This is a genomic window from Sphingomonas sp. 320_CC, from assembly GCF_059691795.1.
In genome coordinates this window covers 186,502-198,827 of sequence record NZ_JCAWAE010000004.1, presented here as the reverse complement: position 1 = coordinate 198,827, position 12,326 = coordinate 186,502, and the positions used below count along the sequence as shown (strand labels likewise).

Below are 12,326 nucleotides of genomic sequence, written 5' to 3'. Positions count from 1 at the left end.
GGGTCGCGAGCGGCGTACCGTCCGCGACCCTTAATCATCAGCCGTGGGCGCGCGCTGCGGCTTTCTGTGTGCGTGCCTGCTTGGCGTAGTGGTGATGCGCAACGACGCAGCCGATGGCGGCACCGGCAACCGCATGGCCCTTACCGACGAAATGCCCGCCAACGCCGCCAGCGGCAGCGCCGCGGATGCAGCCCTTCGCCAGCACGGGCGACGCCGTCATCGCGAGGAGCGGAAGAGCGAGAAGGGTGGTGAAGCGCATGGCGGTATCCTTGAAAGCACTGCAGGAAGACCTGAAATACCGTCCAAGCCGCCACCGTGTTCCGTGAGAAATTCGTCATGTTCGCCATGCGCGAGGGTCTCTCCAACGGTACGAACTGTCCGCCGTAAGATATTGAAGATGCGGTAGTCCTGTAACGAGCGGCACATTCACCGATCCGGGTACGACGCGCCCGCGTTGCACCCCGATCCGAAAGAGTCGAAAGCCACGAACCATGATTGCCCTGTATCTCGCGGCGTTGTCGATGACGCCCAACGCCACCTTGAAACCGATCGGTCCCGACGCTGCGAAATGCACGGCGGGCAGTACCCATCCGGCGATGCTGGTCGTCGTCGAGGGCTTCAAGGTCCGCACCGGAACCGTTCGTGTCCGCACGTTCGGGGGATCGCCCTCGACGTATTTCGACAAGAAAAAGACGCTGTTGCGCACCGAAGTTCCGACGCCGCGCGAAGGCCGGGTCGCGATCTGCATGCCGGTCGATCGGCCGGGCGTCTATGCGGTCGACGTCCGCCACGACATCAACGCCAATGACAAGACCGACCGCAGCGACGGCGGCGGTGCATCGGGCAACCCGCACGTCACGCTGTTCGACATGCTGTTCTCGCGCAAGCCCGATCCGAAGATCGTCCAGGTGCGTGTCGGATCGGGTACGACGGTCGTGCCGGTCACCCTCACCTACCTGCAAGGCGGATCGCTGCAGCCGATCCGCTGATCGATCACCAGCCGATCGCGCCGCCCAGCCGGAACGTGCGCGGGCGCAGTGGCGTGTATTCGTTACGCGCCGCCAGCGCGAACGGGTTGCCGCCCGCAAAGCGGTCTCCCTTCACGTCGAACACATTCTCGACGGTGGCGGTCAGACGAATGTTGTTCCTGCTCCACGTACTGCCGAGGTGCGTGCTGCCATATTCCCCCTGTGACACGTCGAGCGGGGCCTGCGTCCCGACGGTCGACCGGCCGACGTAGCGCCAACCCGCGTCGACGCTGGCGTGCGTATCGGCGCTGAGCGACCATTCATAGCCGACGCTTCCCGACACCGCGAATGGCGGCGTGTTGGGCAGTCGTGCGCCGACCTGCCGGCGTAGTGCGGGGTCTGCGTCGGCGACGTGGGTCTCGTTGAGGAACATCGCCATGTCGACCTTCAAGCCGGTCAGCGGCACCCAGTTGGCGCTCGCCTCAAGACCATAGATGTGGCTGTTGCCGAGATTGGTGGTGAACGGAAAACCGGATTTGTCGACCAGATCCGCCTGGATATGCCGCCAGTCGGTCAGTGAAGCACCGATCGATGCGGAAAGCCCAAGCGGTCCATGCCGCTCCTTGCGCAGGCCGATCTCTCCAACGTGAATGGTATCGCGAACGAGATCGGTAACGCGGCCGACGCCCGGCGCCACGGTGATCCCGCCGGTCCGAAAACCCGATTGGTAGCGCGCATACGCTGCCAGCGTCGGGGTCAGCAGCCAGGATACGCCGAGCGTCGGATCGAGTCGGGTCGAACTTAGTCCGCGAATGTATGTCGTCGTCTTGAGTTTGGCGATCGGGTCGCCGTCGGTGCGCTGATGCGTCAGTCGTGCACCTGCGGTGATCGTCAACGCCGGGCTGATCGCGATCCCCGCTTCGCCGAACACCGCTGCGTCGAGCGTCCGATTGGTGACGCCGACGATGTCGCGCAGCTTGTCGGGCGCGCCGTATTTGCGTGCATAGGCGTCGCGCGCGTGAATGAGCGCGACGCCGACCAGCCAACCGGCGCCGTTCGGCTCTGCGCGGGAGAGGCGTGTCTCGTGCGAGAACAAGCGGCTGCGTTCGTCGGTGTCATAGGCGATCGGCGCGTTCGGACGGATCGGCCGCGTGGCGTCGAACCGGCTCTCCGCATCGCGGTGGACGAACCCGGTCGCCGAGACGAGGTGCAGCCCGTCCTCCCAACGCCTGTCGACCACGACACGCCCGAGGAAATATTGCTGGCTGAATGGCTGCGCGAGCAGGGACGCGCGAGAGAGCGATCCCATTCCGCGCTCGGCATATTGCAGGTCGGGGGCGGTCAAATCCTGGATCACGACGCCCGCGTCGACCGTCCACCCGCTTGCCGGAACGACACGTACGTCCAGGCGTCCGCCCGTCGTCGCAACGCGGTTGACGTTGCGCAGGCCCCGGCGGATATCGTCGATATAGCCACCTTCGACGACCCGGTAGCCGACCGCGCGTACGCCAGCGACGCCAGCCTTGATCGGTATGTTGACCATCCCGGCGATATCGCCGCCCGGATCGCCCGACTTGGTCGCGCTAACGCCGCCCGACACATTGGCCGACACCCCTGACAGATCGACCGCGTGCGGCACCAGCCGGACGATTCCCCCGATCGCGCCTGCGCCGTACAGCGTGCCCTGCGGCCCCTCGAGGACTTCGACCTGATCGACGTCGTACAGGTTGAGGCCGGGTTCGGGACCGTTATACGCGACCGGCACTTCGCCAAAGTAGACGTTGGCGGTCGATTGCGTCGGTCCGGTGAAGCTGCTGTCCGCGACCCCGCGGATGAACAGCTTGTTGCGACCCGCACCCAACGCCGTGCTCTGCAGGATCGGTGTCGCGGCGATCGCCTCGTCCATGCCGTTCGCGGCATCGTTGCGGATGTTCACGGCGCTTGCCGGGCGCAGGATCGTGAGCGCGCCGGGAAAGCGTAGTCGGGACGTCGCGCGCTTGGTCGCGGTGACGATGATTTCGGGCGACACTTCAACCGGCGATGGCGTCCGGGGGAGTCTCGGTTGGCGTTCGCGTGCGACCGGCTGGACGATGATCGGGCGACGAATAATCCGAAAGCTGCCCTCACCCAGTTTTTGCGCCGTGTACGGAGTGCCGGCGAGTATCTGGTCGAGCGCTGCACCCGCGGTCATTCGACCTTTTACGCCCCGCGTCATGACCCGCGTCAATCCGGGCTCCGCACTGCCGATGTCGACACCCGCCTGCTGCGCAAGTACCGCGATCGCGCGATCGAGCGTCCCCGGCGCAACGGCGATCGCCCGCCGCTCCGCTGCGCGAGCGGGAGTAGACAGCGACGGCGTAATCAGGGTGGCGGCGATGAGCGATACTGCCAGGTTGATTTTACGGACCGGCATGGCCCCCAACCAGACGCCAGCGGCCATTAACATGCTCTGCCCTCGCGCCGATCAGCGCTGCCGCGCGCGGGATCAGGCTGTCGGCTCCGCCCGTCACGCCGATCGATCCGGTGAACCGCGTTTCCGCCAGTCCGGGATCGACGCGCACGACCGTACCGGTGCTGCGTTCCAATGCTGCGGCGACGAGGCGAACCGGCGTCTGCTGGAATACCAGCCGGCCTTTACGCCAGCTGCCGACGTCGTCGATCGCGATACCCGACATCCGTGGCGCGCCGCCATCGACATGCGACAGCGCCGCACCCGCGGTCAGCATGATGCGTTCCTGTTCAGGCTGGAACATCACCGCACCCTCGGCAACCTGGACGCCGAGATGCGTGCCGACGCGGGCGACGTTGAAGACGGTGCCGACGTCCTGCAACCGCATCGTGCCCGATTGGACGACGAAGGGATGCGCGACGTCGTGCGTGACCCGGAAGATCGCTTCGCCGCGTTCCAGCGTGACGAGACGCGAACTGCTGTCGTCGACCGCGAGCCTGGTGCCGCCGTTCAGGTCGATACGGCTGCCGTCGGCAAGCGTCACGCTGCGGCGAACCCCGGCGGGCGTCTCGATGATCCGCGCCCCCGTCTTTGACGGGTTTTCGAGCGGCAGCATGACGCCGACGATCCCCGCCGCCGCCAGTCCGCCGACGGTTCCCAGCATCCAGCGCCGCCGCGGCGTCGGTCGATCGTCATTGGCGGCAACCGGCGGTAGTGCTTGCGACCAGTCTGGCGGGCTCAGCGCGTCGGTCAGTTCCGCGTCCGCGACCGCCAGCGCGTCATAGGCACGTGCGTTTTGCGGGTCAGCATCCAGCCAGTCGGTGAACGCTGTCCATGCGCCACCATCGGCAGTCGGCAAACGGAGGTGCCACGCGACGGCGTCGGCCGCGGCGTGTTTGCCGTAGCCCGGGCCGTAATCGCCGTCCTTGCCCCACTCATCGACCATCGCGCTGGTCCTCCTCATGAGTGAGACGTCCTGCCTGCGGGATATCCGCACCGGAATTGCTCCGTTGCAAGTGAATTCGCAGGTACGCGCGGTGCAGCAGCTTTTCGACGCCACTGACGGTGATCCCCATCTGCTCGGCGATCGCCTTCTGCGGCAGGTCCTCGAACCGGTAGAGGCGGAACGCGGTCGCGACGCGATCGGGCAGGCCGGTGAGCGTCGCCTCGACCCGCCCGAGCCGTTCGCGCGCGATCAACGCGCGTTCGGCATCGGGATGCTCGTCGGCGGTCGCCTGCGTTTCCAGCCAGTCGGTGTCACGGTCCGCCCGCCGCGCCGCGCGACGACGGCGGTCGACCGCGATGTTGTTCGCCATCCGGCAGATATAGCCGAGCGGTTCGGCGATCGGGCCGCCGGTCACCGTCTCCAGCTTCAGCCACAGATCCTGCAACGCATCCTCCGCCTCCTCGACGCTGCCCAGCCGCGCGACGAGCAGCCGCAGCAGCATCGCACGCTCGGCGAGAAACACGGCACGGAGCCCGCCCAGGGTCATGCCGGGTCGGCCTTCGCATCGCGGCGGAACAGCACCGCAAGCGCGATGATCGCGGCGCCGTTCTGGAGCAGCGCGTGCCACCCTGCCCCGTCGGTCCCGAACGCCCACAGGATCGCGGGTAGCAGCGGGTAGAGCGCGAGGCTGGTGACGAGGCCGATGGTCATCGAGCGGCCCGGCAGTCCGAGTGCTGTCAGTCCCGAGGCCATTGGTGCGCTCGCGAGCCCTGCGGCACGCGCGCCGGCGATGAGGATCAGGAGGACCGTGCCGCCTTCGAAGCTTGCGCCACCGAGCGTGACCAGCAACCAGTCGCCTGCGAAAGCGAGGACCAGAACAATCGGCAGCGCCACTGCGAGCGCCAGTCCCGCACTGCGCCAGACCGTGTGCCGCAACGCCTTCAGATCGCCGCGCGCCACCTGGGCTGCGAGCACGGCGTAGCTTGCCTGGCTCAGCAGCACCGTCGGCTGAGCGAGCAACGACGTCGCGCGCTGCGTCAGTGCGAGCAACCCTGCCGCCGCCGGCCCGAGTAGCCAGCCAACAGTCAACGGCGCGAGGTTGGGCGCGAGTTCGCGGACCGTGATGTCGAAGTTCGTGATGAGGATGAAGCGCTTGAGCCCCTTGGTATCGCGCGCCGTACCGCGCCAAGGTCCGCGCAATGGTTCGCCGGCGGCAAGCTTGCGCCAGGCGACCCAGCCGAATCCCCACATCGCCAGCCCCTCGGCGACGGCGGCGACCAGCCAGACGGCGATGAAGCCGATCAGCCCGCCGCCCGCGAACCAGACTCCCAGCGCGCCGACCAGGCGGATCAGCGGCGACACCGCCTGGTGGATGCCGATCAGGTCGAACCGGTCGGCGATCTGCAGCAGTCCCTGCGGCGTCGCGCGGACCGTCGCGATCACCGCGAGCGAATAGGGAATGGCAATCCGGATCGTGTCGGGCGACCAGCCGAGCCGTGGTCCGATCAGCGGCACCAGCAGCGCCGCCACGACCACCGCGGCGGCACCGCAGCCGAGTTCGATCACCGCCATGAACCGGACGATCCGCGCGAACCCGGCCCGATCGCCCGCCTCCAGCGCGAGCCCGCCATACCGCACCACGCCGTGGAAACCGGAGAACGCCAGGACGCTGCCGATCAGCACGGCATAGGCGTTGACCAGCACCAGCACGCCATAATCGGCTGCGCCCAGCCGGTGCGTCACGAGTACGAGGTAGACGAGGCTCATGACGCCTGCCGCCGCCTTGCCGCCGAGCAAGTGGCCGAGGTTCGCCAGCACCAGCCACAGCCCCGACCGATCGCCGCGCCCCGCCCCAGCTTTGGCGGTATCCGCCTGCCGGGACGTCATACGGTGGAAAAGCGAACGCATCGCGAGCGCTTAGACGCCCAGCGTTGCGCCGACGAACGGAAAGTTCCGCGCGATTGGCCAGATGACAAAATATTTAGTGAGGATGACCGGTGCCGGGAACGTCTACCGGCCATGAAGATCGGTTTTCTGTTCAATCACGACCAGGTTCATCAGGTCGCGCACGCCCTTCCAACCGCGCTGGCGATGGCGGAGGGCTATCCCGACGCGGAGATCGTCGTCGCGACCACCAACGCACGGCTGACCGATGAAGTGCGACGGCTGTGCGCGCGGCTCGGCGTTACCGTCCCCTTGGTCGAACTGGGCCTGCGTCGTGCATCGACGCGTGCGCTGTCCGGCGCGCTCGAATGGGCGCTGCCGGTGACCAAGATCGGCATCTATCGCGACAACCTCGATTTCTTCCGGTCGCTCGACGCGCTGGTCGTCGCCGAGAAGACGTCGCTGCTGCTCAAGACGCGCTATGGCCTCGACGATCTCAAGATCATCCATACGCGGCACGGTGCGGGCGACCGGGCGATCGGCTTCAACAAGCACAGCGCGACGTTCGATCACGTCCTTGTCTCGGGCAGCAAGATCCGCCAGCGCCTGCACCGCGAGGCCGGGGTGCCGTTCAACAAGATGAGCCTGATCGGCTATCCCAAGTTCGACCTTATGCCGGAGCCTGCGCCGCGCCTACCGTTCCAGGCGAACGGAAAGCCGACGGTGCTCTACAACCCGCACCCGTCGCCGCATCTGTCGTCCTGGTATGCGCAGGGCCGCGCGGTGCTCGAGCATTTCCTGCACGACGACCGCTACAATCTGATCTTCGCGCCGCACGTCATGCTGTTCCACCGCAAGTTCGTGCTGACGATCGACAAGTTCCGGGTCGACCGTGCCGGCGTGATCGAGCAGCGGTTTCTCGATGCGCCGAACATCCATGTCGATCTCGGATCGGCCGCATCGACCGACATGACCTATACCGCGGCGGCGGACATCTATCTCGGCGACGTCAGCAGCCAGGTGTACGAATTCCTCCACACGCCGCGCCCGTGCCTGTTCCTCAACGCGCATGCGACGGCGTGGGACGGCGATGCGAACTATGCGCACTGGCAGGCGGGCGAAGTCGTCACCGGCACCGACGACCTTGGCGCCGCGCTCGACCGCGCGGTGGCACAGCACGACCGCTATCGTCCGGTCCAACGCGCGCTGTTCCAGCGGAGCTTCGAACTGACCGCGGAACGCTCAGCCGTCCGTGCGGCGCGGGCGGTGATGAGCGTGCTCGGCGATACCGTCCCGGCAGTGCTGCCCGAGCGCGAACTGGAGACGGCAACCGGACTGCAGGGCGGACTGCAGGGGTTGCGCGTAGCCTAATCCGCCGCGAGAAGGCCCGCGCGGCGCCCCTGTCGGACGCGGCGTTTGGGATCGATCGACCACAGTGGCTCTACGCAAGGATATCTGGCGCCCCGCGATCGTGATGGCGACCGCCGAGGCGATCGTCGCGCGCGGCTCGATCGAGGGGTTCCCCCTGATGTGGCTGCCGCCGATGGGCAGCTTCCAGTTTCTCGCGGATCCGTTCGGGCTATGGCGCGATGGGCGGCTGTACGTGTTCGTCGAGACCTATGATTACCGCGTCCGGATCGGCGCGATCGAGGTGCTGGTCTATGACGCCGACTTCCGCCTGGTCGATCGCCAGCCGGTGCTGAACGAGCCCTGGCATTTGTCCTACCCGCTGGTGTTCGAGGCGGAAGGCGAGACGTGGATGCTGCCCGAAGCGCATCGCTCGAACCGGCTGACGCTGTACCGCGCGGTTGATTTCCCGACCCAGTGGGAGCCAGTGCATGTCATCGAACTCGATCATGTCGCGGTCGATGCGACGCCGGTGTTCCATGACGGGCGGTGGTGGCTGTTCTACACCTCGGCCGACCGCGAGCCGGACAAGATGAGCGCGCTGCACGTGGCCTATGCGGACCGGTTGGCGGGACCGTGGACGCCGCACCCGATGAACCCTGTGCGGGTCGATGTCGCAAGCGCGCGACCAGGCGGGATGCCGCTGGTGATCGATGGACGGATCGTTCTACCGGTGCAGGATTGCAGCTGGACCTATGGTGGCGCGATCCGGCCGCTGACGATGACGCTTTTGACGCCTGATCGGTTCGAGGCCGAGGTGGGCGACGCGCTCGTCCCGCCGGCCTCTTCCGCGCCGTTCGTCGAGGGGTTTCATACGCTGTCGGCGGCAGGGCCGGTGACGCTGGTCGATATGAAGCGCACCGAATTGTCGCTTCACGGGCTCTCGATCGAGGCGATCCGAGAGGTCAAGAAACTGCGTCCTAAAAGGCGCGCATCCGATCGAGGATAGCTAGACCGGTCGCGGCGAACCGCTCGGGCCCGAACGTCGCGAGAACGCGCGCGCGACCCGCCTGCCCCATCGTCGCCAGCTGTGTCGGCTCGGCCAACGCTCGCGACAACGCGGCGGCGAGCGCCACCGGATCGCCCGGTGGGACCGTGGAGCCGGTCTCGCCTTCGACGATGCTGCCGGGAAGTTCGCCGACCGCCGAAGCGATCACCGGGAGCCCTGCCTGCATCGCCTCGTGCGCGGCGACGCACAGGCCTTCCGAGCGCGATGGCTGCACGTAGAGATGGCAGCTTGCCAGGAATGCCGCAGGGTCAGCTACATAGCCCGCGAACCTCAGCGTCTTGATACCGAGCGCGACCGCGCGAGCTTCGAGAGCGTCCCGTTCTGCGCCGTCTCCCGCGATCACCATCTCGTACGGCGTCGACGTGTCTAGCAATGCCAACGCCTCGACCAGTACGTCGTAGCCCTTCACGCGGTGGAGGCGGCCGAGGCTGCCGATCCGGATCGGCTGGCCCGGTTGCCACGGCGTCGCCTGAAGCGCTTCTGGATCCGCGCGGAAGATCGACCATTGGACGAGCCGCTCGGGGGGGACGTGGAGACGTTCCGCGGTCAGTCGCGTCACCGCGGTGGAGTCGCCGACCCACAGTCGCGACAGGCGCTGCATCGCGCGCAGCAAGATGCGGTTGGCCGGCTTGAGGAACGCAGCGTGCTGCCAGCTGACGACCGGCCACCCGCGTCGGACCCCGACGATCTGGCCGAGCAGGGTCGCGCGGGTAAGGGAGGTCCAGAGATGCGTCGGCGCCCAGTCCTTCAGGATCGCGTCGAGCCAGCGGAGTGCGGCCGCGTGATCGGTCTCGCCGCCATCGCGGACATGCACGTCCAGCCCGGCGGCTCGCATCGCGGTCTCGCCGCGACGGTCGCGTGCGGTCAGCGCGAACACTGCGACCTCGGCACCGCCGTCGCGCAGCACGCCGAGCACCGCGGGCACGGGGGACGCAGCGCCGCCGCCCTCGACCGAGTTGATCACATAGGCGATCCGCATCGGGCGTATGCTCACGCGCGCAACTCTGCAAACAGATCGAGGTACGCAGCCGCAGCCGCGCCGATCCGATGATGCGCGACCAACGCCGCCAGTGCCTCCGGATCGGGCGGAGACTGCGCGAGCGTTGCCGCGATCGCGCGAGCCAAGGCGTCGCTGTCGTTCAGTGGCACGACCCTGCCCGCGCCCGGCGCATCGAGCAGTCGTGTTGCCGGCGTACAGTCGGTCGCGACCACCGGCCGCCCCGCTGCCAGAGCCTCGACCAGGACCGCCGGATATCCTTCGAAATCGGACGCCAACACGAACAGCCGGGCCGCGTCGAGCCAGGGCCGGATATCCGTAACATACCCAACAAGCTCCACCCGATCGGCAAGTCCCAGCGTCTCGCGCTGCCGGCGCAACGCATCTGCCTCCGGGCCGTCCCCGACTATGACAAGCCGTGCGGCGCCTTTCGGCAGTTTCGCAAAGGCTTCGATCAACCGCGCGAACCCCTTCTCGGGGACCAGTCGTCCGGCAGCGAGCACGATCGGCGGTTGCGTTTCGGGGATCGGCACAGGCGGTGCGGCGTCGTCGCTCAGCGCGGGCAACGCAATCGTCGTCGTCACGGGACGGCGGAGGATCCGGTCCGCCTGATCACGCGCGACGTCCGACAGCGCGACCACGGCCTGCACTTTGCGAAGAAGGTGTCGCATCCGAACCTCGAACGCCCATTGCCGCAGCCGACCGCGCTGCGGCTTGTCGAGCGCTGCACTGACCTGCGCGACCACAGGGATGCCCGATCCGGCCAGCGCGGCGGCGACCGGCCAATGGAAATTACCGGGAATGAAGACGCCGTCGAACCGTCGCTGCTCGACGAACGCGCGCGCGGCCTGCGCCAACCGCCTGCGTGAGGCCGATCCACGCGGGATCGGAGGCTCGGCAACGACGATCTCGACCGCTTCGCCGGCCAACGCCCGAAGCGGCCCGGCATCCGAACCGGCAAAGATGGTGACTTGGACACCCCGCTTCGCCCAAGCCTCGGCCAGACGCACGGCAACGCGTTCGGTGCCGCCCAGCGCGAAATCGTGAAGGACGATGAGGATCGACAGCGCGGCCATGACCGCGCGGTTAGCGCCGACAGCGCGCCGACGCCAAGCTTTGTTAGGTCGGGACCCGGTGCCCCGACACGAAAGTGGAGAGCTAGGTTGGAGGCAGAGACCCCAGCGTATCCGTCACGCGCCGTCGCAAATCGGGATCGCGGGTGATCTCCAGCATCGCGCTCAAGCTGCCCCGCGCGGCCGTTACGTCGCCGTCGACCAGTTCCAGCCGCGCGCGCTCCCACCAGGCGTGTCCATAAGCGGGCGCCATCAAGGTCATCCGCGCGTACAGTTCCAGCGCGCGTCGGCCATGCCCCGCCTGCTCGGCGCGCGTCGCCTGATTCAGCAACAGCCGCACCAGGATTGCGCGGTTCGGCATCGTCGCGATATGGGACACGGCTTCGGCAGGTCCGGTGCTGGACGCGAGTACCAAAGCGGCCAGCGTCTCGCGATCGACGCGCATTCCGCCCCGAAACGGATTGACGATGACGGGTGCCGCTTCGGCCCCCACCATCACCAATACGTGCCCGGGAACATCGAGCGCGTCGGCCGTCCATCCGATCCGGCGTGCCGCACCCACGTAGAGAATGGACAGGCTTACCGGAAGGCCACGGCGCCGGTCGATGACACGGATCAGGTCGGCGTTGGCGGGGTCGTCATAGGTCTCGCGGTCGCCGACGAAGCCGAACTCCTCGCCTAGCACTTCCGACAGGACATCGGCACGCTCTTCCGCGGTACCGGCGCCTCGGCCGACCGTCTCGAGACGTGTCGCCACGGCGTCGATCAGAGCGCGATAGGGTGTCGGATCGGTGTCCGGATGATCGAGCAGTGCCAGTGACAATGCGGCCTCATCGAGAATGATGTCGTCCTCGTCGAGGAGACCGAGGCGGATCAAATTGTCGTTCATCGACCGGAGATGGGTGCGCGCGGCGATGCTGCAATAGCGGGGATGGGGTGACGGTCGCAGCTATCGGCGTGCTGGCGCGTTCAGGAAGATCAACGCGGAGACCATCGATGAAGCTCTATTATTCCCCCGGCGCTTGCAGCCTCGCAGATCACATCGCGCTGCACGAAGCCGGGCTTTCGTTCGAACACGAGAAGGTCGATCTCAAGGCCAAGCGGACCGAGAGCGGCACCGACTATGCGACGATCAACCCGAAGGGATACGTCCCTGCCCTCACCCTGGACTCGGGCGAGACGGTGACGGAGAACATCGCCATCCTCGACTGGATTGCGCATCAGGACAGTGCCCTGAAACCAAGCGGAGCGATGGGGCACACCCACCTGCTCATGGCGCTCGCCTTCATCTCGACCGAGATCCACAAGAGCTTCAAGCCGTTCTTCTCCGGCGGTAGCGACGAGGAGAAGGCGAAAGCCAGCGAGACGATCGTAAAGCGGATGGGCTATCTCGCCGATACGATCGAGGGCGACTATCTGTTTGGCGACACGGTTAGCGTGGCGGACTGCTACCTGTTCGTGATGCTGTTGTGGGCGGCGAAGAACCAGATCGACGTGCCGGCGCCACTGGAAGCGTTCCGGGAACGGATGAAAGCGCGTCCGGCAGTCCAGACGGCAATGCAGCATGAGGGGCTGATCTGATGTGGTTGGACG

The 12,326-nt window shown here is 67.0% G+C and carries 12 protein-coding genes; 4 read left to right on the top strand and 8 right to left on the bottom strand.

Annotated elements, in window-relative coordinates:
- Window positions 1–37: 37 nt before the first annotated feature.
- The gene (locus AC59GX_RS16615; RefSeq protein ID WP_426282251.1) at window positions 38–259 is read right to left on the bottom strand and encodes a hypothetical protein; all 222 of its coding nucleotides are present in this window, start codon (window positions 257–259) and stop codon (window positions 38–40) included.
- 232 nt (window positions 260–491) lie between these two features.
- Here AC59GX_RS16615 and AC59GX_RS16610 point away from each other — a divergent pair, with 232 nt between their 5' ends.
- Window positions 492–989 carry a DUF2141 domain-containing protein gene (locus AC59GX_RS16610; RefSeq protein WP_426282252.1) on the top strand — a complete coding sequence of 166 codons (498 nt, stop codon included), beginning with the start codon at window positions 492–494 and terminating at the stop codon, window positions 987–989.
- 4 nt (window positions 990–993) lie between these two features.
- Here AC59GX_RS16610 and AC59GX_RS16605 read toward each other — a convergent pair whose 3' ends face one another.
- The 4 genes from AC59GX_RS16605 to AC59GX_RS16590 are packed head-to-tail and all read right to left on the bottom strand — an operon-like array spanning window position 994 to window position 6,250.
- Window positions 994–3,381 (bottom strand): TonB-dependent receptor, encoded by a 2,388-nt coding sequence (locus tag AC59GX_RS16605; protein WP_426282253.1) that lies wholly within the window; start codon window positions 3,379–3,381, stop codon window positions 994–996.
- The gene (locus tag AC59GX_RS16600) at window positions 3,368–4,363 is read right to left on the bottom strand and encodes a FecR family protein (RefSeq protein ID WP_497302095.1); all 996 of its coding nucleotides are present in this window, start codon (window positions 4,361–4,363) and stop codon (window positions 3,368–3,370) included. Before AC59GX_RS16600 ends, AC59GX_RS16605 begins: the two co-directional genes overlap by 14 nt.
- The gene (locus tag AC59GX_RS16595; protein ID WP_426282256.1) at window positions 4,353–4,910 is read right to left on the bottom strand and encodes an RNA polymerase sigma factor; all 558 of its coding nucleotides are present in this window, start codon (window positions 4,908–4,910) and stop codon (window positions 4,353–4,355) included. The genes AC59GX_RS16600 and AC59GX_RS16595 overlap by 11 nt, the downstream gene beginning before the upstream one ends.
- Window positions 4,907–6,250, bottom strand: coding sequence for a lipopolysaccharide biosynthesis protein (locus AC59GX_RS16590; protein WP_497302094.1), 1,344 nt, complete (start codon window positions 6,248–6,250; stop codon window positions 4,907–4,909). The genes AC59GX_RS16595 and AC59GX_RS16590 overlap by 4 nt, the downstream gene beginning before the upstream one ends.
- Before the next feature lie 132 nt (window positions 6,251–6,382).
- Between AC59GX_RS16590 and AC59GX_RS16585 the strand changes: the two genes are divergently transcribed.
- Both AC59GX_RS16585 and AC59GX_RS16580 read left to right on the top strand, forming a co-directional pair.
- On the top strand, window positions 6,383–7,618 hold the full coding sequence (locus AC59GX_RS16585) for a CDP-glycerol glycerophosphotransferase family protein (protein WP_426282258.1): 1,236 nt from the start codon (window positions 6,383–6,385) through the stop codon (window positions 7,616–7,618).
- 64 nt (window positions 7,619–7,682) lie between these two features.
- Window positions 7,683–8,603, top strand: coding sequence for a glucosamine inositolphosphorylceramide transferase family protein (locus AC59GX_RS16580; RefSeq protein ID WP_426282259.1), 921 nt, complete (start codon window positions 7,683–7,685; stop codon window positions 8,601–8,603).
- Here AC59GX_RS16580 and AC59GX_RS16575 read toward each other — a convergent pair.
- The 3 genes from AC59GX_RS16575 to AC59GX_RS16565 form a co-directional block, all read right to left on the bottom strand.
- Complete coding sequence (locus AC59GX_RS16575; protein WP_426282261.1) at window positions 8,575–9,657, bottom strand: glycosyltransferase; 1,083 nt, start codon at window positions 9,655–9,657, stop codon at window positions 8,575–8,577. The genes AC59GX_RS16580 and AC59GX_RS16575 overlap by 29 nt on opposite strands.
- Window positions 9,654–10,736, bottom strand: coding sequence for a glycosyltransferase (locus AC59GX_RS16570; RefSeq protein WP_426282263.1), 1,083 nt, complete (start codon window positions 10,734–10,736; stop codon window positions 9,654–9,656). The genes AC59GX_RS16575 and AC59GX_RS16570 overlap by 4 nt, the downstream gene beginning before the upstream one ends.
- Window positions 10,737–10,818: 82 nt before the next feature.
- Window positions 10,819–11,622, bottom strand: coding sequence for a SirB1 family protein (locus AC59GX_RS16565; RefSeq protein ID WP_426282265.1), 804 nt, complete (start codon window positions 11,620–11,622; stop codon window positions 10,819–10,821).
- A 107-nt stretch (window positions 11,623–11,729) separates the two neighbouring features.
- On the opposite strand from AC59GX_RS16565, the gene AC59GX_RS16560 reads away from it, so the two are divergent.
- Window positions 11,730–12,314, top strand: a complete 585-nt coding sequence (locus AC59GX_RS16560; protein ID WP_426282266.1) for a glutathione S-transferase family protein — start codon at window positions 11,730–11,732, stop codon at window positions 12,312–12,314.
- Window positions 12,315–12,326: the final 12 nt, after the last annotated feature.